A 25,369-nucleotide genomic window follows, 5' to 3' on the forward strand; every position below is an offset into this window, starting at 1 on the left:
ATCTAAAAAGCGGATCCTCTAATGGGACCCGCTGAATGTTTATAGTTCTTGGAGAATACCTTTAATTGTATCAGCAAGTTGATCCTTGTGGACTTCTTGCATATCGCCATTTTTGCGGATTTTGACTTCGACGATTCCTTCGCCTGCTTTTTTGCCTACGGTAATCCTGACTGGCAGACCAATCAGGTCAGAATCAGCAAATTTCACCCCTGGACGCTCCTGGCGGTCATCGAGAAGCACATCGAGACCCGAGTCCTTCAAATTGGAATAAAGCTCTTCAGCCAAAGCAGCTTGATCACTGTCCTTCATATTGACCGCAATGAGATGGACATCGAATGGTGTAATATTAGACGGCCAAACAAGACCGTTCTCATCACTGAATTGTTCTGCAACCGCAGCCATCGTACGGGATACGCCGATACCATAGCACCCCATGATCATCGGCTGTGTCCTGCCGTTTTCATCAAGGAATACAGCGTTCATCGCCTCACTGTATCTTGTACCAAGTTTAAAGACATGACCTACCTCAATCCCTTTTGCAAAGACGATTGTTCCCTGACCATCTGGAGAAGGATCCCCCTCCTTGATAAAGCGCAAATCTGCGTACGCACTTACCTTGAAGTCGCGCTCAGGATTCACATTCTTAAAATGATAGTCTTCTACATTTGCACCACAGACGCCGTTGACAATTGCTTCGACTGCATGATCAGCGAAAACCTCCACATTCTCCACGCCAATTGGCCCAAGTGAGCCAACTGAGCAGCCAAGGACTTCTTTGGTCGTATTTACATCTGCCAATTCTACAACTGATGCTTCTAAGAAGTTTTTAAGCTTAATATCATTCACTTCATGGTCACCGCGGACCAAAACGAGGATCTGGCGGTCATCCACTTTAAACAGCAATGATTTTATGCAATCCTTCTCTTGGACCTGCAGGAAGGAAGATACTTCTTCGATCGTCTTCTTGTTTTCTGTATGGACTTTTTCGAGACTATTTGCCGGCTCACTGCTTTTTTCGTACACAGCAGTAACTGGAGCCATTTCAATATTGGCTGCAAAGTCTGAAGTATCCGAATAAGCAATCGTATCTTCGCCAATATCGGAAAGGACCATGAATTCATGTGTATCTTTCCCGCCCATTGCACCTGAATCTGCGATTACCGCACGGAAATTCAGACCACAGCGCTTGAAAACATTAGAATATGCCTGGAAAAGACGGTCATAGACCTGGTCTAAACTCTCTTGATTAGCATGGAATGAGTACGCATCTTTCATGATGAATTCACGGCCGCGCAAAAGGCCGAATCTAGGGCGCTTTTCATCGCGGAATTTCGTCTGGATTTGATACAGAGTTAGCGGTAGACGTTTATAGGATTTTACTTCATCGCGTACTAGGCTTGTGATTACCTCTTCATGGGTAGCTCCGAGGGCAAACTCACGGTCATGTCTGTCCCGCAGCCTCATCAGTTCTGGCCCATATGAATACCAACGTCCTGATTCCTGCCATAACTCTGCCTGCTGAAGTGCTGGCATAAATAGTTCAGCAGCTCCTGCATTATTCATTTCTTCCCTGATAATCGCTTCAACCTTTTGCAGGACTTTTCGGCCCAAAGGCATATATGTATAAACTCCGCTAGCGTTTTGGCGGATGAATCCAGCACGCAACAGCAGCTGGTGACTTTTTACTTCTGCGTCTGATGGTACTTCTCTTAAAGTAGGAATAAGCGTCATACTTTGCTTCATTGATCTACACCTCATTAGGATATTAAAAATATAGTTCTCGGGTAAAAATTTTCCTGCCGGGTATACGCCCTGGCAGGAAAAAAAGTTTTTTCTAAAGCCTATAAAAAGAACCTCTGGATATCATTCCAGGTTACCACAAGCATCAGCAGCATCAATAATGCGAAGCCGACGAAATGGACCATTCCTTCTTTTTGCTTGTCAATCGGCTTCCCTCTCAGCGCTTCAACCGCGAAGAAGGTCAATCTGCCGCCATCAAGTGCCGGGAATGGGAGCAGGTTCATGATTCCCAGGTTAATGCTCAGGATTGCCGCCCATTTCATTAAATAAAAGATTCCAGACTTTGCAACAGTATCTGTCGAGACATAGATCCCCACAGGACCTGACAGCGCATCAATTGAAAATTGCCCAGTCAGCAGTTTTCCAAGCATGGAAAAAATCTCAACTGTCCAGTAATACGTTTCCTTCACACCATAGGTTATGGATTTCAAAGGTGATTTTTCAACAGGGCTGTATACACCGATCAACCCGAATTTTTCCCCTTCAACTTCCTTTGTTTCTGGGGTTACAGGTACCTCCATGCTTTCCCCATCTCTTACGATGGAGAAATCGAGTTCATTTCCCGGGTTCTTGCGGATGATCTCAACGACATCCTGCCAGCTGGATACTTCTGATCCTTCAATGCTGTTAACAATGTCGCCCTCTTTTAACCCTGCATCAAGCGCACTTCCATCCGGTGTCAGCTTTCCTAAAACAGGCTCATTTGACGGGATGCCCTGGAAGATGGCAAGAATGATGAATATGACCATGGCGAGCAGGAAATTCATCATAGGTCCGGCAAAGATCGCCAGCGTTCTTTGACCGAGAGTTTTTGATCCGAATTGCCTGTCGTACGGAGCTATTTGCGTTTCTGTACCATTCTCGACAAGCACGGCACTCTTACTGATTGGGAATGATTTTAGCTGTGTATCCTCGTCTCCCTCTTCATAACCTTTGATAAAAAGGGCGTGCTCGATGTCAGCTTTCTCTACTTCAATAATGCGTGCATCAGGAAACTTTTCCTTATTATTGAGGATGATTTTTGTGACTTCCTCGCTGCCATTGAAAAGCAAGCCCACTCGATGGCCTGGCTTTATTTCGATCATTTCCGGGTCTTCCCCAGCCATCCGCACAAATCCTCCTATTGGGAGCAGGCGGATTGTATAGGTTGTTTCATTTTTTTTATGCGAGAAAACCTTTGGCCCAAAACCGATAGCGAATTCACGGCAGAGAATCCCGGCCCGCTTCGCGAAAATCAAGTGCCCAAGTTCATGGAAGAACACGAGGGCGCCAAAAATGACGATAAAAGCAATAACTGTATTCAAATTATCTAACCACCTTTTTTAAGGATAAGAATTCACTTTTACTAAACCTGAGGCCTTTCAGTTCTTTATACAAGTGAGTTTATAAAGCTTCTTGTTTCTTTATCAACCTCTTGGATCGTTTCAAGGCTTGGATTTTTTGTGATTTCATGGCTGTCCATTGCTTTCTCAATCAAGTCTTCAATTTGCAGAAAAGTGATTCTGTCTTCCAAAAAGGCAGCTACTGCCGCTTCATTGGCTGCATTCATGACAGCAGGCAGGGTTCCGCCGGAATTGCCAGCTTCATAGGCGAATTTCAAACAGCGGAACCGGTCATAGTCCATTTCCTTGAAGTGCAGTTTGCCGATCTCAGCAAGATTCAATCTCTTCCCTGAATGTAACGGCAACCGGTCAGGATATGTAAGAGCATATTGGATTGGCACCTTCATATCAGGAGTTCCAAGCTGCGCAATGATGCTGGTATCATGGAACTCTACCATTGAATGGATGATACTTTCACGATGAAGCAATACGGATATACTTTCATAGGGAAGTGAGAATAGCCAGTGTGCTTCAATCACTTCGAGCCCCTTATTCATCATTGTTGCAGAATCAATGGTTATTTTTGCACCCATGGACCAGTTTGGGTGGTTCAGAGCATCTGCTTTAGTGACTCCTTGCAATTCCTCTCGTGTCCGGTCTCTGAAGCTTCCTCCTGATGCAGTCAGGATCAGCCTCTCGATATTTTTCTCATTCTCTCCCTGCAAAGACTGAAAAATTGCAGAATGCTCGCTGTCTACCGGCAGTACGGACACATTGTGGCGCCTGGCTTCTTCCATTACAATGTGACCTGCTGTAACAAGTGTTTCCTTATTGGCAATTGCAATCGTCTTCCTGGCTTTTATCGCTTCAAGCGTAGGACGTAAACCCACACTGCCCAGTACAGCGTTGACAAGAATACTTGATTTATGGAATACCGCGGCTTCCTCAAGACCTTCGTTCCCATAAACTATCTTCACATTCGAAAACTCAGTCTTTAAAGTTTCAGCATCTGCCTTTTCCTGGACGGAAACCAGTTCCGGTTGGAACTCACTGATGATTTTACGTGTAAGGTCCATGTTCCGGCCGGCCGACATCGATACTAGTTTAAATTCTTCAGGATGCTCTCTGATCACATCAAGCGTTTGGATTCCGATTGATCCTGTAGCACCTAACAAGCTGATTTTCTTCACAAAGTTCACTCCTAAATATCTTCAACGGGAAACAAACGCACCCCGGTTTTATCCGATTTATGTGCAATACCCTTTTAGTCACAGCCTGCTTATCAGTAATAAAACATCGAAGGGTTTTATAATAGGTGGAAAAGATGGATTAACGGCCAGACAAACAACAGGCTGTCAAACCGGTCAAGCATCCCGCCATGTCCAGGCAGGATTTTGCCTGAATCCTTCACATTGTAATGCCTCTTCATAGCAGACTCTACAAGGTCTCCCACCTGGCCGAAAACCGATAAGAAAGCTGTTGCTGCAAGCAGAACGACTACAGAAACTTCCATGTCAGCGAAAATACTGAAAAGAATGGCGACGGCAAGTGCAGAAACCACGCCTCCAAAAAAGCCTTCAGTTGTTTTATTTGGGCTTATTTCAGGCCATAGTTTGCGTTTGCCTATCGCCCGTCCGATAAAATATGCCCCCGAATCGGTAGCCCAGATCATGAATAACGAATAGAACACATAAGGAAGACTTGCTTCTCTTGTTTCAATGAAAAAGTAAAAGCCCAGTCCAACATAAAGAGTGGACAGGATGGAGAATGCAACATCCTCAAAAGTAAACCTGTTTTTCGTGATGACCGTGTATGTTAGGAATAAAAGTACTCCGAGCAGGAAAAGTTCCATTTTTGTATAATTTATGCTATCAAGAATACCTAGATATTGCTCTGGAATCATAAAAACCCATAATAAAACCAATGAAATTATTCCTGGGACTGATAATAGCTTTAATTTCCTCATGTTCAATGCTTCATATAAAGCAACGGACGCAATAAGATAGACCATTGCGATAAATGGCAAGCCTCCAAAGATTACGATTGGAAGAAAAACCGCTGCTGCTGCGACTGCTGTAATGATTCTCTGCTTCATCTATTTATTCACACCTTTTTTATACTCCTCCAAAACGCCGCTGGCGACCCTGGAATGCTTCAATTGCTTCGACAAAATGCTCCTCGTTGAAATCAGGCCACAGTACATCTGTAAACCAAAATTCTGTATATGCAAGCTGCCAAAGCATAAAATTGCTTAAGCGGATCTCGCCGCTTGTCCTGATTAACAAATCAGGGTCTTTAAAATCCTTTGTCATCAAATAAGAAGAAAATACTTCCTCCGTCAATTCATCCTCACTCATTATACCACTTTTGACATCATTTAAGACTCGTTTGACTCCATCAAGGATTTCTGCCCTGCTGCCATAATTCAGGGCGAAATTCAACGTCAGGCCGGTATTGTCTTTCGTATCTTCCTTCGCTTTTCCTACTGCTTTCCTTGTATGGTCCGGCAGCTTATCCATATAGCCAATCATTTCTACACGGACATTTTCTTCGATAAGCTCAGGAAGGAAAGTACCGAGAAATTCTTCAGGCAGCTTCATTAAAAAATCAACTTCCATTTTTGGCCGTTTCCAATTTTCTGTTGAAAAAGCATAAACGGTTAGAGTCTTAACTCCAAGTTCATTTGCAAGCTTGGTTATTTTCCGGACAACCTTCATGCCTTCATGATGGCCGGCAACACGGGGCAAAGCACGTTTTTTAGCCCAGCGTCCATTGCCATCCATTATTATAGCAACATGAGATGGTACATCATGTTCTTTAATTTGAAGTACACGATCTCGGAGACTGGAAGAGTTATTTTCTTTCTTCCATAGATTCATTTTATTTAACATTAGGACAGCTCCCCCAAAAGATAATCTATAACTCCGATCTGACATGGTTTTATGCCTCATTCAGACTTTATTCAAGCAGACAGGTCTCTACTCAAAGTCCGTTTGTTGCACGAAAGGCGTACGCTGAAGCTGGACACCTCATTTAGGTAAACTATATGTGAGATCCTTTTCTTTTTCTGCCATATCCATATGCCACTATCATACCAAAAAAGAAAAAAGATATCTCTATAAATGGATGTATTCATCTGAATGTCGCTATTGCTATGCTTTTTCGTTCAAATTGCAGCTAAAAGTGTCTTACATAAAGATTATGTACATTAAAAGCAAAACAGAATATAACACCCAACATTATTATATTCTATCATTTAGGCTCGTTTCGTAAACTTGTTATTTTCCCCTTAATCTACACGTTACGGTACATCTTTTCTAAAATGTATATATGGATAGAGAAAAAACCCCCTGGAAAACAGAGGGTTTTCGTAAAAAGTCCAATTTTTCAGTATTCATCGCAAACGTTAATCCACGCCTGTGATTTACACTTCTAAAATTTCTTTTTCCTTATCTTTCGTAATCTGATCGATTTTAGTAATATGCTCATCAGTCATTTTTTGAATATCATCTGAATATCCACGAAGGTCATCTTCAGTGATTTCACCATTTTTTTCAAGCTTCTTTAAATCTTCATTTCCATCGCGGCGAATGTTGCGGATAGCAACTTTCGCTTCTTCCGCTTCTTTTTTCACTTGCTTAGCAAGCTCTTTACGGCGTTCTTCCGTAAGCTGAGGGATGGCAAGTCTAATGATGGATCCATCATTAGAAGGATTCAAGCCAAGATCAGATTTTAAAATTGCTTTTTCGATTTCACCTAAGATTGACTTATCATACGGCTGGATAACTAGCAAACGGGCCTCAGGTACAGATATACCGGCCAGCTGGTTTACAGGAGTCGGCGCTCCATAATATTCCACCTGGATTCTGTCAAGAAGAGAAGCACTGGCTCTTCCGGCACGGATGCTGGCTAGTTCGCGAGTGTATGCTTGAATCGCTTTTGTCATTCTTTCCTTTGAATTGGCAATTGCTTGTTTTGGCATTAGTTTTTCCCCCTCACAATTGTTCCGATTGTTTCACCCATTACTGCTCTTTTGATATTACCTTTCTCCATGATAGAGAAAACAATTAATGGGATATCATTGTCCATGCATAATGATGAAGCTGTGGAATCCATAACAGCTAAGCCTTCCTTTAAAACATCCAAATAAGATAGTTCATCATATTTGGTCGCATTCTTGTCAACACGCGGGTCTGCAGAATATACGCCATCAACATTATTCTTCGCCATCAGGATTACATCTGCCTCAATTTCGGCAGCACGTAATGCAGCTGTGGTATCCGTTGAGAAGTATGGATTTCCTGTTCCTGCTGCGAAAATGACAACGCGCGTTTTCTCTAGATGTCTGATCGCTCTTCTTCTGATGTAAGGCTCCGCCACCTGACGCATTTCAATGGAAGTTTGAACCCTTGTTTCGATCCCCGCTTGTTCCAGGCTGTCCTGTAAAGAAAGGGAATTCATGACCGTTGCGAGCATGCCCATATAGTCTGCCGTCGCTCTGTCCATTCCCATTTCTTCACCGATTTTACCTCGCCAGATATTTCCCCCGCCTACTACAACGGCGACTTCGACACCAAGCTCCGCAATCTCTTTTACCTGGTCTGCAACATTTTTGATTACCGACGGATTGATGCCAAATCCTTGTTCTCCGGCTAAAGCTTCTCCACTTAACTTTAAAACAACTCTTTTGTATTGTGGGCTAGTCATAGGGTACCTCCATATGTAATTTATAAAGCTATGTCCAAAAACAGGGAACACAAAGTGTTCCCTGCAATTACATAGGCTAGTAATAATTATTTCTTGTTTACTTGGTTCATTACTTCTTCAGCAAAGTTATCTTCACGCTTTTCGATGCCTTCGCCTACTTCATAACGAGTGAATTCACGAACAGTAGCGCCTTTAGATTCAACAAACTGGCGTACTTTTTGATCAGGATTCTTAACAAAAGTCTGGTCAAGTACACAAACATCTTCGAAATACTTGCTTAGACGGCCTTCAACCATTTTCGCAACGATATTTTCAGGTTTGCCTTCGTTAAGAGCTTGCTGAGTAAGGATTTGGCGCTCGTGTTCAACTTCTTCTTGAGAAACTTCGTCACGAGATACATATTTAGGTTTTAATGCAGCGATATGCATAGAAACGTCTTTAGCAGATGCTTCGTCAGTAGTTCCTTCAAGAACTGTTAAGACACCAATGCGTCCGCCCATGTGAAGGTATGCACCGAATGCATCATTGTCAGTTTTAGTCTTGATTTCAAAGCGGCGAAGGGAAAGCTTTTCACCAATCTTAGCAATTGCTGCATTGATGTGGCTTTCTACAGTTGCACCGTTTTCCATAGTTTGAGTGTTTGCTTCTTCAGCAGATGCCGGCTTGTTTTTCAGAAGGTGCTCAGCAAGTTCTTTAACAAGAGCCTGGAAGCCTTCGTTCTTTGCAACGAAATCTGTTTCAGAGTTTACTTCGAGGATTACAGCTTCATTGCCTTCTGTAAGGATATAAGTTGTTCCTTCAGCAGCGATGCGGTCAGCTTTCTTAGCTGCTTTTGCGATTCCTTTTTCACGAAGGTAATCGATTGCTTTGTCCATATCTCCAGCTGTTTCAGTAAGTGCATTTTTGCAGTCCATCATACCTGCGCCTGTTTTTTCACGCAATTCTTTAACCATTTGAGCAGTAATTGCCATAATGAAATTCCTCCTAGAATCATGATTATGTAACTATACTTTATTTTAACTTCATTTTGCCAATATAAACCCTATCAGGCTTATAAGGACTTATTAGTCTTAAAAAAAGGTGATAAAGGGTGCTTCCCTATATCACCTTTTTCAAATTAAGCTTCTACAGCTTCTGTAGTTTCTTCGCCTTGCTTAGCTTCGATAATAGCGTCAGCCATTTTAGCAGTAAGCAATTTAACAGCGCGGATAGCGTCATCGTTCGCAGGGATAACTACGTCGATTTCGTCCGGATCACAGTTTGTATCAACAATTCCAACGATAGGAATGTTCAATTTACGAGCTTCAGCAACAGCAATGCGCTCTTTGCGTGGGTCAATGATGAAAAGAGCATCTGGAAGGCCCTTCATATCTTTGATTCCGCCTAGGAATTTCTCTAAACGCTCTTGCTCTTTCTTCAATTGAACTACTTCTTTCTTAGGAAGTACTTCAAAAGTTCCGTCTTCAGACATTCTTTCGATGTTCTTTAGACGTGAGATACGCTTTTGGATTGTTTCGAAGTTAGTTAGAGTACCACCCAACCAGCGTTGGTTAACATAGTACATACCAGAACGAGCTGCTTCTTCTTTAACAGAATCTTGAGCTTGTTTCTTAGTTCCTACGAAAAGAACAGTTCCGCCGTTACCAGCAAGCTCTTTCACGTAGTTGTAAGCTTCTTCTACCTTCTTAACTGTTTTTTGAAGGTCGATGATGTAGATGCCGTTACGCTCAGTGAAGATGTATTTCTTCATCTTAGGGTTCCAACGGCGTGTCTGGTGACCGAAGTGTACACCAGCTTCAAGCAGTTGCTTCATTGAAATTACTGACATGTTGTTTCCTCCTAATGGTTTTGATTTCCTCCGTTCATCTCATCTTCAGCCGGCAACTGTCGAAACAGCACCGTCCGGCCAAATCAATGAACGTGTGTATTAACACCATGAGATAATATAGCATATAAAAATAAGACAATCAAGTTATTCTTGCGTATTTTGCCGGAATTTAAGCAAAAGTTCTATTTCTGTTTTACCTTTGTCAAGATCCCGCGCAATTTCCTCAATTGTTAATCCTTGTTTTTTCATTTTCACAACCTGGTCAATAAAGCTTAATTGCACAGGCTCACTCTCGGAAACGGGTATCCTGGGTTTATCCTGTAATGCCTCTGCCTCAGCCTCAACTTCTTCCTTCACTGAAACTGGCTTGCTGCTTTGTTGATACGCCTTCCTTGCAGCATGATAGGATACACCTTTGCCGATTCTGCTTGGCAGTTCGTTTGTATTTTCTTTCGCAGTGCTTGAGGTGGCATCTTTATCTGCAGTTCCATCTTGTTTGTAAGGACTGGCGCTGTTTGTTTTCTTCATCATTTCAATGAAAGTATCATTTTCTTCTTTTAATTCAAACAAATAAGCAGAAAAAACCTCTTCAATTTCTTTGATGATTCTTTGTTGTTTTTTCTCTGCTTCCATAAGCCGGTTTTGGCGTAAATATAATAGGATAATTGCGAAGATGGCTGCTGCGTTTAGTATGAGGCTTAAGAGTAGTAGAAAAGTGGTCATAAAATCCCTCTATCCGCTGTAATCAATTACTTTTCCCTTGTAGGGATGGTGCTGTGGTGATTGATGATCATTCTTTTGCTTGTTATTTTGGCTGTCCTTTTGTTGCTGCTGGTTTGAAGAACCATGGTCTTTATTAAGCCGTGCTTCTTGCTTCTGTTCATTCTTGTTCACGGTCTTCCGCTTTAATTCATCTTCCTTCATCACACTTTGTGCGGCATGTTCCTGAAGATGTTGTCCCCGCTGCTGAAGTTGTTCCTGAATCTTGCCTGCATCATGTGTCCGTGGAAGCGCAATCTGCATTTCGATTGTCTTGAGACTCATCATGTCACTTCCTTAAGTATGAACTTTTTCAGGTACCTCATATGAATGGATGTAGATTTCGCTATTTTCAAGTCTGAACATTACTTTCCGATAAATCTGGTGTGTCATTAAGGCGTACTTCCCAAAATAAACTTTAGTATTTGGATAAACCTTTTCAATCACAAATAAAGAAGAGTTCAGCCTGTCTTGCTTTTCTGCCTGCAAAATTCTCAGTTCGTCCATCATTAAAAGCAGGCTGTTTTCAAAGCTCATTCTAGTAGCCTGCTGCTTGCTGATCATTTGCTGCTGCTCATCTGTAAGCTTTCCTGTGTGTTTTGATATTCCAGCCAGTTTCACTTCGATTTCAGTCAGCTTTTTAATATTCCCTTTGCTGTTTTCGATTGACTCGATTAATTCTATTTCCGTTTTCTCCAGTAAAGGATCCCATCCGATGGCAAGTTCAGTTTTCGTGAAAAGCTCATTACCTAAATCCTTGACAAAAATATTTCTGCCCGCGGAAATGGTGCCTCCAATAATTGTACCAGCTCTACACTCAACATTGCCTCCAACTGTTATCTTGCTATGAAGGATTGATGATTTCACAAAAACATCCTGTCCAGCCTTTAAAATCGCCTGGTTAAGATAATTAACCTGAACATTTCCTCCTGCAGTTATGCTCCCTTTCATCGCTCCAGCTATTCCGCCCTGGATGATAATATTGCCTTCCGCATGCAGGACAGCCGCTTCCACCAGACCATAGACATAGATGTCTCCTCCAGCCTTCAGTTCATATCCGCCAGGAACGTTTCCTTTAATTATGATATTTCCGACAAAGTCAATATTGCCGGTCCTTAAGTCCAGGTCGCCTTTAACCTCGAAGACAGGATTTACGGAAATCGATTTATTTGTGATGCTGACCTGGCCATCAAGCATCGAATAAAATTTCCCAGACTCGAACAATACATTGTTGCCAGCTTTTATTTTGAGTGGACGCCCAGGCTTTGCGGGAATGGAATATCCTGTCACATCTTTACCTGGAGTTCCTTCCGTTGCAGGGATCATAGTTGCCAGCAATTGACGATGCCTTACTGAAGGTATATGCAACACTGCCCGGAAATTAAAGGTTTTTTGATCAGGCATACTAGTATTTTGAACTTCATTCTGCAAATAGGAATCAATCCCATCAGTTTTTGGTTCACCTGCTGCAACTCTCACCGGATAATCAACTGATTTAGGATCCGTGGATATTTGCGTTAACACATCTATTTTTATGCCGTATACTACCTTTTCTTCTTTCAGGATATTCAATAGGTCGTTTACAGAACAGGAAATATCCTCTTCTTGGATGTTTAAGATTAAATCCGCTGTTACCCGATCTTTTGATAGCTTAACCTCGTACTCCATCCTTAAGTTCATCTCCGATCTATCATGCTGTCTCTAACCGTTTCCTTAATTTAAAGATAGCTTTAGAGTGAATCTGTGAAATCCTGGATGTGGATAAATTCATGACTTGCCCAATTTCAGTCAGAGTCAATTCCTCTTTATAAAACAGGCTTAAAACAAGCTGTTCCTTGTCATTTAATTGGGACACCATGAACGCAATTTCCTCAAGCATTTCAGATTTAATGATTTTTTCTTCAGGAATTTCCGCCTTTTCGTCCTTGATAACAAATGATTGGTTATCTCTCTCATCATTTTCATTCGGATGTTCATCTATGGAAAGGACATTTGCAAAAAAATGCTCATTGATTGTAGTATATATTTCGCTTTCTTCCATATTTAGTTCCTTGGCAATCTCTTCTATGGTCGCATTTCGCATTAAACGCTGTTCAAGCCTCTCAATTGCAGCATCAATTTTTTTTGCTTTCTCCCGAGTACTTCTCGGAAGCCAATCTTCTTTCCTTAATCCATCTAAAATAGCGCCACGAATACGAAATGATGAGTATGTATCAAATTTCAAATCCCTGTTTGGATCAAATTTTTCCAAAGCATCATACAAACCAATCATACCCAGGCTTTTTAAATCGTCTCTTGAAACGCTCTTCGGAAGGCTCACCGAGATTCTTTGCACATGGTAGGAAACAAGTGGCATATATTTTTTAATCAGCAAATTACCTGCATCCGGATCACGGGATTGTACCCATTTTTCCCATGTCAATTGTTCTTCCGATGTAGATCCACGCACCATTGTAATCCTCCTCACGCGCATAACGCATTATTCTTTGAAGCTTTTACTATAGAAAAATCAGGGAAAGAAGATCTTTTAAAATGCTTAAATCTCACTATTCCCTTTATTAACTGTCCTGATCTGCATCAAACCTGTCTTTGGATCGAATTCAATCGTTCTCCCGCTATTTCCGCCAACATCCTGGCCAACAACCGGAATCCTTAACTCTTTCAATTCGTGTATGACAGCTTCAACATTTCTCGGTCCAATCCTCATCATGTCGCTGCTTCCGGAAAATTGGAACATTTGAGCTCCACCAGCAAGTTTAGCTTTCAGCCCTTGATGCTTTGCCCCTTTCTTTATCAAGCTTTCATAGAGTTCTTTAATTGCTGTATTAGCAAATTTCGCTCTATTAAGTGGTTCTGATCTGGATAAAGCAGAATCCGGCAGCATCACATGGGCCATCCCGGCAAGTTCTCTTGCCTGGTCATACAATACCACTCCAACGCATGAACCTAGCCCTGTTGTCCTTATTAAATCTGGCGCCTTTACAATATTCATATCAGCAATTCCAACTTTAATGATCTCTGCAGTTTTAAACATCAATCTTTACTCCCAGGGCACTAAAAATAGTATAGAAAGAATCTGGATCTGGAAGAAGAAAGAAATGGCCTCTAACACTATCTTGCTGTTGAGCACCTTCATCGTCCAATGCTGTATCAATAACAATGGCATAATCACTTACCTGAGACAGTTCCAGCAAACCAAAACTGACGACAGCCCCTGCCATGTCTATGCTAAGAGCAGGAACTGATGGGTACAAAGCCAGGCTCGTAAAATCAGAAAGTGAAGAAAGATAGGATCCTGACAAGATGTTTCCCAATTCCTGAAGTGCAGACATAGCTAGTTCATTTTCCGGCTGTTCTGAAAAGGAAAATGATTGATCTTTGATTAATTGACTGATAAATTTTTCAGCTTGCTGCAGCGGGAGTATAAAAAACATACTGCCTGGCGCATCGCCTTCAATTCTAAGAAATACGCTTGCCACAACATTTTCCGCGCCTCCAGCCAAATCCATCATTTCATCAAAGGAAACAACTCTTACACTTGGCACCTTCATATCAATTTTCTTATTCAATAATGTGGATAGAGCTGTAGCAGCATGGCCAGCCCCAATATTGCCCACCTCTTTTAAAATATCCAGATGGACATCCGAAATACTTTTTAAAAAAGTCATAGTTTTTTCCCTTCACCTTTACAGTGCATTAATTTCATCGGTCTCAAGGATGTTTACTAAGTCAATCACAATCAGAAGCCTCTTATCCAGATTGGCTACCCCATTTATAAATCCTTCAGCCGTTATCCCAACAATTACAGGAGGAGGTTCAATCATGCTGGATGGTATATCAATGACATCGTTAGCTCCATCAACAATTAAGCCGACCTCCTTATCTTCTACTGACACAATAATGACTCGAGTGCTTTCAGAGTAAGCCTGTTCTTCAAGTCCAAACCGTACTCGCAAATCAATCAACGGAGTTACTACTCCACGAAGATTCATGACCCCTTTTACAAATGAGTAAGTATGTGGGACCCTTGTGATATGCATGATTTTTTCGATTGATTTTACCTGTTCTACAGGAACCGCATACTCTTTATCATTCAGCTGGAAAACTATTACCTTTAAGTCTGAAACCAGCATTTCCGCCATGTTCATCACTCCTAAATTTTCATCTGCATCTGCCTGATCACTGACCTATTTTATTAACGCATTGCAATCTACAATCAAGGCTGCCTGTCCGTCTCCGAGAATAGTTGCACCGGAAATTGCAAATACATTCGTTAAATAATTTCCTAATGATTTAAGAACAACCTCCTGCTGGCCTATGAATGAATCGACTATCAATCCAGCCATCTTGTCCCCTTTTCGGACGATGATAACAGAATGGAAATGATCTTCAACTAGTTCAGAAGGGACCTCAAAGATATCCTTTAGGAACACCAATGGGACGACCTTGCCCCTAAAGTCGATTACCTTTTGATTATGCGCATTCATGATTTCAGAATCTTTGATAATGGCAGTTTCGATAATTGAAGAAAGAGGGATTGCAAACTTTTCTTTCTGAATTTCCACAAGCATTACCGAAATAATCGATAATGTCAGTGGCAGTTGAATAGAGAAAATTGTCCCTTTATTTTCTTTTGAATCAATTGAAATGGTACCGCCTAAAGATTCTATTGTATTTTTAACAACATCAAGCCCTACTCCGCGGCCTGAAATATCAGATATCTTTTCTGCTGTCGAGAAACCGGATGACAGGATTAACTCATAAGCCTGCTTATCAGTAAATCCAGCTGCAGCTTGTTCGGTAATAATCCCTTTGCTGATCGCCTTCTTTAATACCTTTTCCTTGCTGATTCCAGCGCCATCGTCTTCAATCTCAATGAATACATGGTTACCACTGTGAAATGCACGCAAAACTACAGTGCCTTCTTCATACTTGCCCTTGGTTCTTCTCTCTTCGGGTGATTCAATGCCATGGTCTACCGAATTTCTCAATAAGTGAACAAGCGGGTCGCCAATTTCATCGATTACTGTACGGTCTAGTTCTGTCTCTGCACCAACAATTTCAAGATTGATTTTCTTATTTAAATCTCTTGCAAGCTGGCGAACCATTCGGGGGAATCTATTGAATACTGTCTCTACCTGGACCATCCGCATATTTAAAATGATGTTTTGCAAGTCACCTGAAATTCTCGACATACGCTCGACAGTTTCGGTAAGTTCCGTATTCTCAAGATCTTTGGAAATTTGCTCTAGCCTTCCGCGATCGATTACAAGCTCTTCGAATAGATTCATTAATATATCTAAGCGCTCGATGTTCACACGGATTGTTTTGTTACTATTATTCTGTTTCCCGTTGTTCTTCTTTTCTTCCACTTGAGGACGATCTGCCGGTGCAGAAGATATTAAAGAAGGATCATCGCTTTGGACTTCAGAATTATCATTGATGGAGTGAACTTCAAGTTCGGTAACGTTGCTTAGTTCACTGAATTCCAGTGATTTAACTTCCGTTTTGACCACTTCAGAAACTTTCATGATCATGCCTTTTATATCTTCAGGATTTTCTTTGGAAACGATCGTAACAGAGAACTCCTGGTCGAACTGCTCTTCTTCCAATTGGTCAACAGATGGGCTAGATTTTATGACTTCACCAATCTTCTCGAGGACTTCAAATACCATATAAACTCGGGCGGCTTTTAGTAAACAATCTTCGCGTAATGCAATGGCAATTTCATAAACACCGAAACCCTGCTCTTTTGATTGTTTTAAAACTGTCAATTCAAATTCGTCATAGTTTGAAAGAATCGGGGTATCCACTGCTGTAGTTGCAGCAACTTCTGGTTTAGCTGAAGTGACGACAAGTTCACCCTTTTCAATTAACTTTAACTTTTCTACTGTCTCCGTGACATTTTTCTTTCCATCACCACCTGCAGCGATTGATTGTACCATATCCTCAAGGTGGTCAACGGCCATGAAAATGACATCGAGAATTTCTGGAGTCGTTTTCAAGCGGCTATTCCGTATTGCATCAAGCACATTTTCCATCTGGTGAGTCAAGCTTGCCAGATCCTCATAACCCATGGTCGCCGACATCCCTTTGAGCGTGTGTGCTGACCTGAAGATTTCATTGATGATCATTAAATCATCTGGATTCTTTTCCAGTTCCAGTAATTGTTCGTTGCAGGCCTGCAAATGTTCTTTACTTTCTTCAATAAAGACTTCAAGATATTGATTTAATTCCATGTGCCATGCACCCCCGGCCTTAAATATATTTCATAATTGATTGAGCAATATTTTCCACATTTGACACATCATCCACCATATTAGTGCCAATCGCCGCTTTAGGCATCCCAAAGACAATAGATGTCTCCTGGGATTCGGCTATCGCTTTTACAGCGCCGTTTTTTTTCATTTCCAGCAACCCTTTAGATCCGTCTGATCCCATACCAGTCATAATGACCGCTATTTTCGTGTAATTCTTTATACTGCTGACTGATTCAAACATTACATCAACAGACGGTCGATGCCCATTGCGAGGCGCCGCGTTCCCTAAGCTGATCGCCAGGCTTGTTCCGATACTTTTCACTTGCAAATGCCACCCGCCTGGGGCTATGTATGCAGTCCCCTTTTGCAGAAGCTCACCGTCCTCAGCTTCCTTTACGTGTATCTGGCTTAACGAATTCAGGCGATTGGCTAGTGACTTCGTAAACCCAGCTGGCATGTGCTGGACGATAAGTATTGGCACGCCAATATCTTTTGGCAATGATGTCAATACCTGCTGGAGAGCTCTGGGGCCCCCAGTCGAAGTGCCAATACAGACAATTTTTTTTGAATTCTGATCCCGTTTCGTTCCGGATGCAAACAGCTTTTCTGCGGGCTTTTTCTCAGAAGCTATCATTCTAAACGCGTTTTTATCAACAGGTACAGAAATGTCGACGCTGCTAAGCTTCGACAGATTCGCTTTGCTCGCTGAGAGAATCTTTTCAATCAGTTCCGCTTTGATTTTATGCAGGTCGATTGAAATGGATCCAGACGGTTTTGCGACGAAGTCCACAGCTCCTGCCTGAATCGCTTGTAAGGTAGTATCCGCACCTTCTTTCGTGGTGCTTGACAGCATGACAACCGGTATCGGTTGTTCCCTCATGATTGTTTTTAATACTTCCAGACCATTCATAACTGGCATTTCCACATCGAGCGTGATGACATCCGGCCTGAATATTCTCCATTTCTTCAAAGCGTCCTCACCATTGCGGGCCGTACCTATAACCTCAATCTCAGGATGTTCGGATAGAAAGTCGTTAATAAGCTTGCGCATGAAAGCTGAATCATCTACGATGAGTACTCTGATCTTCGCCAATAAGACCCCTACCTTTCGAAAAGGAATTGCTTTAATCTTGCTGTAAAACCTCTGTTATCTCTCTTTTCGGCATTGTAGTTCATTTTGTTCATATATTTTTCTGCAATCGCAGACATTCCTTTTGCAGCTTGTGACCGTTCATTGAACAAAACAAAAGGGATCTGCCTTTTCACTGCTTCATGCACACTTTTATCATCAGGAAGCATACCGAGCTTTATCGGGGACCGTCCGAGAAACTTTCCAAGGACATCCTCGAGCCTCGAAAGAGTTTCATTCCCTTCCTTTGTGGAACCCGCTCTGTTTACGACTAAGTAAAAAGGCAGCTCCGAATCGGCCATGTGAATGTATTTCATAGTGGCATAGGCATCCATCAATGAAGTAGGTTCAGTAGTTGTAATCACGAAAATCTCATTGACTGAAAGAAGGATCGATAGAGTTTCTTCATTCAGTCCGGCGCCCATATCAAAAATAAGATAATCATATTTTCTTAGAACTTCACTTAGACTTGCGGTGAAATAATCCACACTTTCCCTGTCCATCCTTATTAACTGGCTTAATCCAGTACCGCCAGAAATATATTCAATTCCTTCAGGCCCTCGTAAAATAACCTCTTCTATAGATGACTTACCTGAAAGAAAATCAGCTATGGAAAGGGATGAGTTTCTGCCCATCAAAATCTCAATATTCCCCATCCCTATATCGAGATCAAACAGCAATACTTTAAAGCCTTTCCTAGCTAACGATATCGAAAAATTAAGCGAAAAGTTTGACTTGCCTACCCCGCCTTTGCCGCTTACGACAGCGAGTGTTTTCGCTTCCTTTGAAGGAATATCCATCTTAAGACGGTTTCTTAGTTTCTCTGCCTGATCACTCATAGGTGCTAACTCCAAGAATAGTATTGGCGATGACTTCAGGATTTGCCTCAATCAAATCATCAGGAACGTCCTGCCCATTAGTCACATACGCAATCCCAGTAGAGAATTTCACTGCCATATTCAGCATCGCGCCGTAAACAGCTGTTTCATCCATTTTGGAGAAAATGAATTTATCGATGTGGATGAGCGAAAACTGTTTCCGAATCTCTTCCATATCCTTTTGCTTTGAAGTTAGCGCGAGAACCAAAAAGGTTTCCATCTCATTATTGAAATCCATTGCATTTTTCAAATCGCTGACATATTTTTGATTCCTGAAGTTTCTTCCTGCTGTATCAATAAACACGAAATCATAAGCAGAAAATTTTTCTGTTGCCGTTTTGAAATCGTCCAAGTTATAGCAAACTTCAATTGGCACATCGAGAATTTTGGCATACGTTTTTAATTGTTCTATTGCCGCGATCCGGTATGTATCGGTTGTAATGAAGGCTACTTTCTTTTGATGCTTCAACACACATTCCGCAGCAACTTTAGCAAGAGTAGTTGTTTTCCCTACTCCTGTCGGTCCAATTACATTGATGAACTTCTTTTTGAATGAAAGGCCGCCGAACGAATAAGCAGATAACTTTTCCTTGATCACTTCAGAGCTCCATTTACCAATCTCATCATGGTTCGCAGCCGCTCCACCTGAATACCATTTTTCAAGGAGGACTGCAGCCAGCTCATCGAGGATGGCGGGCTCCACTTCCTGTTCTTTAAACAGCTGAAGCTGTTTGTTAATCGGATCTGGCAACGAAACTGGTGCAGCATTGCTTGCTCCACTCGTTTTAAGAAGTTCTTTTAAAAGTGTAATTTCTTTTAGGAGTTCGCTGTCATCTTTTGAAGTATCCACAGCCGCTGATCGTCCTTGCCAATCTGGTTTGTCAGCTGCCGATAGTTCGTAGGATTTTAACGATTGCTTATTATAGTTTTGCTGTTTTTCAGTGATTGCAGGCTTCAGACTGCTTTCCGTATCAGGGTCGATAGCAGCGATTACTTCTATACTGTTTTTCCGAAAAAACCCCATGAATCCTCCGGACTGGACGACTCGGGAATTCAAGATGACTGCATCACTGCCTAGTTCGGCCCTTACTTGTTTCATTGCTTCCGGCATGGATGATGCTGTATATTTTTTTACCTTCATTCTACATTCACCACTCCGACACTTTGGACTTCTACATTTGCTTCGAGTTCGTTATAAGACAAAACAGGGATCTGCGCGAAATATCGTTCTGTCAATTGACGTACATACATCCTTACAGCAGGAGAGCATAGGATGATTGGCGTCTGCTCCATTATGCTCAATTGCTCCACCTGGCTTGCTACCGATTCCAAAATCCCTTGGGATACATTAGGATCGAGAGATAAATAGTTTCCGTGTTCAGTTTGCTGAACACCTTCAGCAATTAGCTTCTCTATTCTGCCTGATAAAGTGATGACCTTCAGCGTTTCTCCCATTCTTGAATACTGGTTGGTTATTTGCCTGGCTAGTGCCTGCCGGACATATTCCGCAAGAATATCTGTATCTGTCGTCACTTTTCCATAATCAGCAAGTGTCTCGAATATAACCGGCAAATTCCTGATCGATACATTTTCCTTAAGAAGCCTTCCTAGAACCTTTTGTATCTCCCCGACAGCCAAAGGGTTAGGGGTAGCTTCCTCAACAAGAATTGGATAACTTTCACGAAGATGATCGATCAACTGCTTCGTTTCCTGTCTTCCAAGAAGTTCATGAGCATTAGCCTTGATAATTTCAGTGATGTGGGTAGAGACAACTGAAGGTGGATCAACAACTGTGTAGCCAAAGATTTCTGCCTGTTCTTTCATCTCTTCCGTTATCCATTTTGCGGGCAATCCAAAGCTTGGCTCAATCGTATCGATTCCCTCAACTGATTCATCATCAATTCCCGGACTCATCGCCAAATAGTGATCGAGCAACAGTTCTCCCCTTGCCATTTCGTTCCCTTTTATTTTTAAGCGGTATTCGTTTGGCTGGAGCTGGATATTGTCCCGAATCCTGACCACCGGTATAACGAGGCCTAGCTCAATCGCAAGCTGCCTCCGGATCATGACAATCCGGTCAAGCAGGTCCCCTCCCTGATTCGTATCAGCAAGCGGAATCAAGCCATAGCCAAATTCAAATTCAATTGGATCCACATTTAACAAGTTGACAACACTTTCAGGACTTTTCATTTCATCCATCTGAATATCCTCTTCCATTTCCTGCAGCTGCTGTTTATCTGGTTCAGGAACACGGGAGTATGCATAGCCGCCTGCAACCATCAATGCTGCGAGCGGAATTGTCAGCAAATCAGTGATAGGTGTGAATAAACCAAGAAGGAAAATTGTTCCTCCTGCAACATATAACATTTTAGGATAAGCCAATAGCTGTGAAGTGATGTCGACCCCAAGATTCCCATCTGAAGCAGCACGGGTGACAACTATACCGGTTGCTGTCGAAATTAACAACGCTGGAATTTGGCTGACGATTCCGTCTCCTACTGTCAATAAGGAATATTTTGTTGCAGCTTCGGCAATCGCAAGTCCCTGCTGGGTCATGCCAATGACTATCCCAAAGATCAAGTTGATTATTACGATAATGATCCCTGCGATTGCATCCCCTTTAACAAATTTGCTCGCACCGTCCATGGCGCCGTAAAAGTCTGCCTCTCTGCTCACCTTCTCGCGTCGTTCACGAGCTTGCTGTTCTGAAATCATTCCAGCATTCAAGTCAGCATCAATGCTCATTTGTTTACCAGGCATAGCATCAAGCGTAAATCTTGCCGCAACTTCTGAAACACGCTCAGATCCCTTCGTAATGACGACGAATTGGATAATAATCAAAATGAGGAAAACGACCATCCCGACAACAACATTCCCTCCGACAACGAATGTGCCGAAAGTCTCGACCACCCCGCCAGCTTCTCCTTTAGACAGGATTGAACGCGTTGTGGATACATTAAGCCCGAGACGGAATAATGTTAAAAGAAGCAGCAATGAAGGGAAAACAGAAAACTGCAGTGGCTCGGTCATATTCATTGTGTTCAACAGCACGAGAAGTGCGAGTGATATATTGATCATGATTAGTACACTTAACAGCCATGAAGGAAAAGGAATGATTAACATGGCGACGATTAAAATGACACTAAGCAGGACGGTCAGGTCTCTTGCTGACATACTTCTTCTCTCCTAACACTGCATACCCTGAGAATTACAGCACTTTATTTTTAGTTTGATATACAAAGGCAAGGATTTCGGCCACTGCTTTGAAGAATTCCTCAGGTATGGCATCCCCGATTTCTGCCTGGCTGTACAAAGCCCTGGCCAGCGGACGGTTCTCGACAGTGACAATATCATTTTCCTTAGCAATCAATTTTATTTTCTGGGCAACAAAGTCTACACCCTTGGCGACCACAACCGGGGCATCCGATTTCTGATCGTCATATTTCAGCGCAATGGCGAAGTGAGTCGGGTTCGTAATGACGACATCCGCCTTCGGGACTTCTTGCATCATCCGCCGCATTGCCATCTCTCTTTGCTTTTGCTTGATCTTCGACTTGATGAGCGGGTCACCTTCGACGTTCTTGTACTCATCTTTTATATCTTGCTTTGACATGCGGATACTTTTTTCAAAGTCATATTTTTGGTATAGGTAATCCATTAATGATAAAAATAGCAATGCTCCGGAAGCAAAAAGTCCCATTTGGAGTGTTAAGCCAGCGATAGTAGCCAGCGCAGCTCCTAAACTTTTATTGGCAAGCAGCAATACCTCATCCATCCTTGACCACAGAATAGAAAAGGCGATAACCCCAATAAAGCTGATCTTGAGAATCGATTTTATCAGTTCGACAATTGCCCTCATCGAAAATATCCGTTTAAAACCGCTAATTGGGTTGATTTTTTCCAACTTCATCTGTATGGCTTCTGTAGAGAACATGAATCCTACCTGAGCATAGTTGGCGGCCACCCCAGCTAATAATGCAACCATCATAACAGGCCCCAGAAAAAAGACGAGTTCAGCGAGGATTTCGATTAATATGGATTCAATATTCTTTTCAGTCAGATCCAAGAACATATAATTTTGCAGGGAATGCCGGAGAACACCTATCAATCTCTCAGTCATCGTCTTGCCGAAGAACATCAAAAACAAAAAGACCGCCAGGAGGACAACTGCAGTATTGACATCCTGACTTTTAGCAACCTGTCCCTTTTTACGGGAATCCTGTCTCTTTTTAGGAGTCGCTTTTTCCGTTTTCTCGCCCGCAAAGTATTGCAGGTCTAATGTCAACAAATTCATTTACGCTCCTCCAATCAGCTCCATCAACGTTCGCATTGTCGCAAGCGTGGTAGAGAAGAGATCAGAAATCACCATAATCAGCACACCCAGTACAGCTATTAGCACGAGAAAGCTCACACCAATTTTCACCGGTAGCCCCACAACAAAAATGTTCAATTGCGGCACGGTCCTGGCTACAATACCCAGTGCGACATCCACTAGGAACAAACTGCCGACAACAGGAAGGGACATCTGAAATGCGATGATGAACATCTTGTTGAAAGAAAGGATGATAAACTCGGCTATATTTTCATTTCCAAATGGAATCATTACCTGGTCGATTGACACAAAATTATAACTGTAAAAAATACCGTCCAAGAGCAAATGATGACCATTGACGGTTAACAAAAATAACAGCGCTATTGTGTATAAGTATTGCCCCATCAGCGGGCTCTGTGCTCCAGTCTGGGGGTCAATTACATTCGCAATTGCAAATCCCATCTGGAAATCTATCAATCCGCCGGCAATCTGGATTGCCGACATCATCAATGCCGCTATAAAGCCAATGAACAGTCCCACCATTGCTTCTTTAAAAACAAGCAGAAAATAAGAGCTATCAATTGCGATTTCTGGTGCCCCTATTGTTGAAAACATGATGATAGAAAGCGAGAAGCCTAAACCGACTTTATGGGATGCTGGAATGGTTCGGTATGAAAATAACGGCATCATCAGGAAAAAAGATGTTACCCTGACGAAAATCAGCAGGAATGCTGGGAATGAAGGAATGATGTCTATCATGGCCTCATCCTACAAACCTGGTTAAATTAGAGAATATTTCGCTGGCATATGAGAGCATATAGCTCAGCATCCATGGCCCAAAGAAAACAATTCCAATCAAAACGGCAACGATTTTCGGAACAAAAGCAAGCGTCTGTTCCTGGATCTGAGTAGTTGCCTGAAATATACTGACAATCAAGCCTACTACAAGCGCAAGTACAAGTAACGGCCCTGAAATCATAAGAACCGTATAGATTCCTCGTTCTGCTATGGAGATGACTGCTTCTGATGTCATAATCTAATCACCTGCTTAAAAACTTTGTAATAATGACTTCACGACTAAATACCATCCATCTACCATCACAAACAACAAGATTTTGAATGGGAGTGAAATCATTACTGGCGGGAGCATCATCATCCCCATCGACATCAGGACACTTGCTACGACCATATCAATCACCAAAAACGGGATAAATATCATGAAGCCAATTTGGAATGCTGTTTTGATCTCACTTATGGCGAAGGCCGGAACCAAGGCAGTCAATGGGATGTCCTCCACTGATTCGGGCGTTTCAGCTTTTGAATATTCAAGAAATAATGCGAGGTCCTTCTGCCTTGTATGGGCACTCATGAATTCTTTAAAAGGGACTGAAGCTTTTTCATAAGCCTGTTCCAAATTTATTTCTTCGTTGAACAATGGTGTTAATGCCTGTTCATTCACTTCCTGGAATGTTGGTGCCATAATGAAAAATGACAGAAACATGGCAAGTCCGATCAACACTTGGTTTGGCGGCATTTGCTGGGTTGCAAGCGCCGTTCTGACAAAGGAAAGAACGATGATGATCCTTGTAAAACTTGTCATTAAAATCAAGATGCTTGGCGCAATGGAAAGTACAGTCAGAAGGAGCATCAGCTTTACTGAAGTTGATACATTCTCAGGAGCGCTGCTATTGAAAAACTCCATAAACTCATTCATTTTTGTCTGACCCTTTCCTTTGAATCTCTTCAAGTATTTTCTTTCTTCCGCTTGCCATATCATTCAGCTGTTTTTTTAATAAAGCGGAAAAATTAGTACTTTCATTGCTGCCATCTGTATTCGCTCTTTTAAGCAACTTTGTCACAATATCGCTTGGCTGTACAAGCTGTTCCATTTTGTTGTTATACTCCTGAATGACTTGGCTGTATTCTTCTGGATCATCTATCTCTTTTAACAGCTGTATATTTTCGCCAACACCAACAATCAGCAGCCTGTTGCCCGCTTTCACTATCTGGATTGAGCGGTTTGCTCCGAGACTGGTTCCGCCCAGGTTCTCGACAAGCTGTGAGCTTTTGTAGGACATACTTTTCTTATTGATAAATTTAAGCAGGAAATACAACAGTCCAGCCACAAAAGCGGTCGCAAAAATCATCCTCAGGAAATCTAAAAATGTAACCCCTACTTTTGTTTCGGTAGCGTTTGATTTGTTCTTTGTTTTGCCTGCCTGACCTTCTTCACATGAATCAGGATTTTCCAGGCAATCCTTCACACTGGAATTCAGCTGCTCTGCACTCGCCATGCTATGCGTGCTCAGCAGAGCAGCTAATAGGAAAAGGATCGTTGAGGCAGTTTGGATTAATCTTAACAATTGCCGCACCC

Annotated in this window: 26 protein-coding genes; all 26 read right to left on the bottom strand. The window is 42.1% G+C overall.

Translation table 11 applies throughout. From position 1 onward, the window contains the following. Nucleotides 1-39 precede the first annotated feature (39 nt). Nucleotides 40-1,743 carry a proline--tRNA ligase gene (locus tag M3204_RS14210; protein ID WP_251482932.1) on the bottom strand — a complete coding sequence of 568 codons (1,704 nt, stop codon included), beginning with the start codon at nucleotides 1,741-1,743 and terminating at the stop codon, nucleotides 40-42. Between the two features lie 98 nt (nucleotides 1,744-1,841). Next, nucleotides 1,842-3,104 carry an RIP metalloprotease RseP gene (gene rseP, locus M3204_RS14215; RefSeq protein ID WP_251482934.1) on the bottom strand — a complete coding sequence of 421 codons (1,263 nt, stop codon included), beginning with the start codon at nucleotides 3,102-3,104 and terminating at the stop codon, nucleotides 1,842-1,844. Nucleotides 3,105-3,169: 65 nt separating this feature from the next. Continuing rightward, complete coding sequence (locus tag M3204_RS14220) at nucleotides 3,170-4,312, bottom strand: 1-deoxy-D-xylulose-5-phosphate reductoisomerase (RefSeq protein ID WP_251482935.1); 1,143 nt, start codon at nucleotides 4,310-4,312, stop codon at nucleotides 3,170-3,172. 116 nt (nucleotides 4,313-4,428) lie between these two features. After that, entirely contained in the window at nucleotides 4,429-5,217 is a 789-nt protein-coding gene (locus tag M3204_RS14225) for a phosphatidate cytidylyltransferase (protein ID WP_251482937.1), read from the bottom strand. 19 nt (nucleotides 5,218-5,236) lie between these two features. Further along, a complete protein-coding gene (locus M3204_RS14230) occupies nucleotides 5,237-6,013 on the bottom strand; it encodes an isoprenyl transferase (protein ID WP_285856957.1) in 777 nt (258 codons plus the stop codon). Nucleotides 6,014-6,546: 533 nt separating this feature from the next. Further along, nucleotides 6,547-7,104, bottom strand: coding sequence for a ribosome recycling factor (frr, locus tag M3204_RS14235; RefSeq protein ID WP_251482939.1), 558 nt, complete (start codon nucleotides 7,102-7,104; stop codon nucleotides 6,547-6,549). Beyond that, on the bottom strand, nucleotides 7,104-7,829 hold the full coding sequence (gene pyrH / locus M3204_RS14240) for a UMP kinase (RefSeq protein ID WP_251482941.1): 726 nt from the start codon (nucleotides 7,827-7,829) through the stop codon (nucleotides 7,104-7,106). The genes frr and pyrH overlap by 1 nt, the downstream gene beginning before the upstream one ends. Nucleotides 7,830-7,915: 86 nt before the next feature. Next, nucleotides 7,916-8,800 (bottom strand): translation elongation factor Ts, encoded by an 885-nt coding sequence (gene tsf / locus M3204_RS14245; protein ID WP_251482942.1) that lies wholly within the window; start codon nucleotides 8,798-8,800, stop codon nucleotides 7,916-7,918. 146 nt (nucleotides 8,801-8,946) lie between these two features. Continuing rightward, nucleotides 8,947-9,657 (bottom strand): 30S ribosomal protein S2, encoded by a 711-nt coding sequence (gene rpsB / locus M3204_RS14250; protein WP_251482945.1) that lies wholly within the window; start codon nucleotides 9,655-9,657, stop codon nucleotides 8,947-8,949. 144 nt (nucleotides 9,658-9,801) lie between these two features. Next, nucleotides 9,802-10,380, bottom strand: coding sequence for a hypothetical protein (locus M3204_RS14255; protein WP_251482947.1), 579 nt, complete (start codon nucleotides 10,378-10,380; stop codon nucleotides 9,802-9,804). A gap of 9 nt (nucleotides 10,381-10,389) precedes the next feature. Then, nucleotides 10,390-10,704, bottom strand: coding sequence for a hypothetical protein (locus M3204_RS14260; protein ID WP_251482949.1), 315 nt, complete (start codon nucleotides 10,702-10,704; stop codon nucleotides 10,390-10,392). Between the two features lie 9 nt (nucleotides 10,705-10,713). Further along, nucleotides 10,714-12,084, bottom strand: a complete 1,371-nt coding sequence (locus M3204_RS14265) for a DUF342 domain-containing protein (protein ID WP_251482951.1) — start codon at nucleotides 12,082-12,084, stop codon at nucleotides 10,714-10,716. 22 nt (nucleotides 12,085-12,106) lie between these two features. Next, nucleotides 12,107-12,868: a FliA/WhiG family RNA polymerase sigma factor gene (locus M3204_RS14270; RefSeq protein ID WP_251482953.1), complete on the bottom strand. Its 762-nt coding sequence runs from the start codon at nucleotides 12,866-12,868 to the stop codon at nucleotides 12,107-12,109. An 84-nt stretch (nucleotides 12,869-12,952) separates the two neighbouring features. Continuing rightward, the gene (locus tag M3204_RS14275; RefSeq protein ID WP_251482955.1) at nucleotides 12,953-13,450 is read right to left on the bottom strand and encodes a chemotaxis protein CheD; all 498 of its coding nucleotides are present in this window, start codon (nucleotides 13,448-13,450) and stop codon (nucleotides 12,953-12,955) included. After that, nucleotides 13,443-14,084 carry a chemotaxis protein CheC gene (locus M3204_RS14280; RefSeq protein ID WP_251482957.1) on the bottom strand — a complete coding sequence of 214 codons (642 nt, stop codon included), beginning with the start codon at nucleotides 14,082-14,084 and terminating at the stop codon, nucleotides 13,443-13,445. The genes M3204_RS14275 and M3204_RS14280 overlap by 8 nt, the downstream gene beginning before the upstream one ends. 18 nt (nucleotides 14,085-14,102) lie before the next feature. Then, nucleotides 14,103-14,558, bottom strand: a complete 456-nt coding sequence (locus M3204_RS14285) for a chemotaxis protein CheW (RefSeq protein ID WP_435367724.1) — start codon at nucleotides 14,556-14,558, stop codon at nucleotides 14,103-14,105. Nucleotides 14,559-14,603: 45 nt separating this feature from the next. Then, entirely contained in the window at nucleotides 14,604-16,655 is a 2,052-nt protein-coding gene (locus tag M3204_RS14290) for a chemotaxis protein CheA (RefSeq protein ID WP_251482961.1), read from the bottom strand. A 19-nt stretch (nucleotides 16,656-16,674) separates the two neighbouring features. Next, nucleotides 16,675-17,769: a protein-glutamate methylesterase/protein-glutamine glutaminase gene (locus tag M3204_RS14295; protein WP_285856958.1), complete on the bottom strand. Its 1,095-nt coding sequence runs from the start codon at nucleotides 17,767-17,769 to the stop codon at nucleotides 16,675-16,677. Nucleotides 17,770-17,777: 8 nt separating this feature from the next. Beyond that, nucleotides 17,778-18,644 carry a MinD/ParA family protein gene (locus M3204_RS14300; protein WP_251482963.1) on the bottom strand — a complete coding sequence of 289 codons (867 nt, stop codon included), beginning with the start codon at nucleotides 18,642-18,644 and terminating at the stop codon, nucleotides 17,778-17,780. Further along, nucleotides 18,637-19,824: a flagellar biosynthesis protein FlhF gene (gene flhF, locus M3204_RS14305; RefSeq protein ID WP_251482965.1), complete on the bottom strand. Its 1,188-nt coding sequence runs from the start codon at nucleotides 19,822-19,824 to the stop codon at nucleotides 18,637-18,639. The genes M3204_RS14300 and flhF overlap by 8 nt, the downstream gene beginning before the upstream one ends. Further along, nucleotides 19,821-21,857 (bottom strand): flagellar biosynthesis protein FlhA, encoded by a 2,037-nt coding sequence (gene flhA, locus M3204_RS14310; protein ID WP_251482967.1) that lies wholly within the window; start codon nucleotides 21,855-21,857, stop codon nucleotides 19,821-19,823. The genes flhF and flhA overlap by 4 nt, the downstream gene beginning before the upstream one ends. 34 nt (nucleotides 21,858-21,891) lie before the next feature. Continuing rightward, nucleotides 21,892-22,977, bottom strand: a complete 1,086-nt coding sequence (gene flhB, locus M3204_RS14315) for a flagellar biosynthesis protein FlhB (protein WP_251482969.1) — start codon at nucleotides 22,975-22,977, stop codon at nucleotides 21,892-21,894. After that, nucleotides 22,978-23,754, bottom strand: coding sequence for a flagellar biosynthetic protein FliR (gene fliR, locus M3204_RS14320; RefSeq protein ID WP_251482971.1), 777 nt, complete (start codon nucleotides 23,752-23,754; stop codon nucleotides 22,978-22,980). A gap of 4 nt (nucleotides 23,755-23,758) precedes the next feature. Then, nucleotides 23,759-24,028 (bottom strand): flagellar biosynthesis protein FliQ, encoded by a 270-nt coding sequence (gene fliQ, locus M3204_RS14325; protein ID WP_251482973.1) that lies wholly within the window; start codon nucleotides 24,026-24,028, stop codon nucleotides 23,759-23,761. Nucleotides 24,029-24,043: 15 nt separating this feature from the next. Continuing rightward, nucleotides 24,044-24,709, bottom strand: a complete 666-nt coding sequence (gene fliP, locus M3204_RS14330) for a flagellar type III secretion system pore protein FliP (protein WP_251482975.1) — start codon at nucleotides 24,707-24,709, stop codon at nucleotides 24,044-24,046. Further along, nucleotides 24,702-25,367 (bottom strand): flagellar biosynthetic protein FliO, encoded by a 666-nt coding sequence (locus tag M3204_RS14335; RefSeq protein WP_435367725.1) that lies wholly within the window; start codon nucleotides 25,365-25,367, stop codon nucleotides 24,702-24,704. Before M3204_RS14335 ends, fliP begins: the two co-directional genes overlap by 8 nt. Nucleotides 25,368-25,369: the final 2 nt, after the last annotated feature.

Origin of the sequence: Mesobacillus subterraneus (genome assembly GCF_023715485.1) — a bacterium.
GTDB classification, from domain to species: Bacteria; Bacillota; Bacilli; order Bacillales; family Cytobacillaceae; genus Mesobacillus; species Mesobacillus subterraneus_B.

Bases quoted from the DNA above. Each gene is read 5' to 3' on its own strand.
- M3204_RS14210 (WP_251482932.1), bottom strand. From the start codon at position 1,743: ATGAAGCAAAGTATGACGCTTATTCCTACTTTAAGAGAAGTACCATCA.
- M3204_RS14225 (WP_251482937.1), bottom strand. From the start codon at position 5,217: ATGAAGCAGAGAATCATTACAGCAGTCGCAGCAGCAGCGGTTTTTCTT.
- M3204_RS14230 (WP_285856957.1), bottom strand. From the start codon at position 6,013: ATGTTAAATAAAATGAATCTATGGAAGAAAGAAAATAACTCTTCCAGT.
- frr (WP_251482939.1), bottom strand. From the start codon at position 7,104: ATGCCAAAACAAGCAATTGCCAATTCAAAGGAAAGAATGACAAAAGCG.
- pyrH (WP_251482941.1), bottom strand. From the start codon at position 7,829: ATGACTAGCCCACAATACAAAAGAGTTGTTTTAAAGTTAAGTGGAGAA.
- tsf (WP_251482942.1), bottom strand. From the start codon at position 8,800: ATGGCAATTACTGCTCAAATGGTTAAAGAATTGCGTGAAAAAACAGGC.
- rpsB (WP_251482945.1), bottom strand. From the start codon at position 9,657: ATGTCAGTAATTTCAATGAAGCAACTGCTTGAAGCTGGTGTACACTTC.
- M3204_RS14255 (WP_251482947.1), bottom strand. From the start codon at position 10,380: ATGACCACTTTTCTACTACTCTTAAGCCTCATACTAAACGCAGCAGCC.
- M3204_RS14260 (WP_251482949.1), bottom strand. From the start codon at position 10,704: ATGATGAGTCTCAAGACAATCGAAATGCAGATTGCGCTTCCACGGACA.
- M3204_RS14265 (WP_251482951.1), bottom strand. From the start codon at position 12,084: ATGGAGTACGAGGTTAAGCTATCAAAAGATCGGGTAACAGCGGATTTA.
- M3204_RS14270 (WP_251482953.1), bottom strand. From the start codon at position 12,868: ATGGTGCGTGGATCTACATCGGAAGAACAATTGACATGGGAAAAATGG.
- M3204_RS14275 (WP_251482955.1), bottom strand. From the start codon at position 13,450: ATGTTTAAAACTGCAGAGATCATTAAAGTTGGAATTGCTGATATGAAT.
- M3204_RS14280 (WP_251482957.1), bottom strand. From the start codon at position 14,084: ATGACTTTTTTAAAAAGTATTTCGGATGTCCATCTGGATATTTTAAAA.
- M3204_RS14285 (WP_435367724.1), bottom strand. From the start codon at position 14,558: ATGGCGGAAATGCTGGTTTCAGACTTAAAGGTAATAGTTTTCCAGCTG.
- M3204_RS14290 (WP_251482961.1), bottom strand. From the start codon at position 16,655: ATGGAATTAAATCAATATCTTGAAGTCTTTATTGAAGAAAGTAAAGAA.
- M3204_RS14300 (WP_251482963.1), bottom strand. From the start codon at position 18,644: ATGAGTGATCAGGCAGAGAAACTAAGAAACCGTCTTAAGATGGATATT.
- flhF (WP_251482965.1), bottom strand. From the start codon at position 19,824: ATGAAGGTAAAAAAATATACAGCATCATCCATGCCGGAAGCAATGAAA.
- flhA (WP_251482967.1), bottom strand. From the start codon at position 21,857: ATGTCAGCAAGAGACCTGACCGTCCTGCTTAGTGTCATTTTAATCGTC.
- flhB (WP_251482969.1), bottom strand. From the start codon at position 22,977: ATGAATTTGTTGACATTAGACCTGCAATACTTTGCGGGCGAGAAAACG.
- fliR (WP_251482971.1), bottom strand. From the start codon at position 23,754: ATGATAGACATCATTCCTTCATTCCCAGCATTCCTGCTGATTTTCGTC.
- fliQ (WP_251482973.1), bottom strand. From the start codon at position 24,028: ATGACATCAGAAGCAGTCATCTCCATAGCAGAACGAGGAATCTATACG.
- fliP (WP_251482975.1), bottom strand. From the start codon at position 24,709: ATGAATGAGTTTATGGAGTTTTTCAATAGCAGCGCTCCTGAGAATGTA.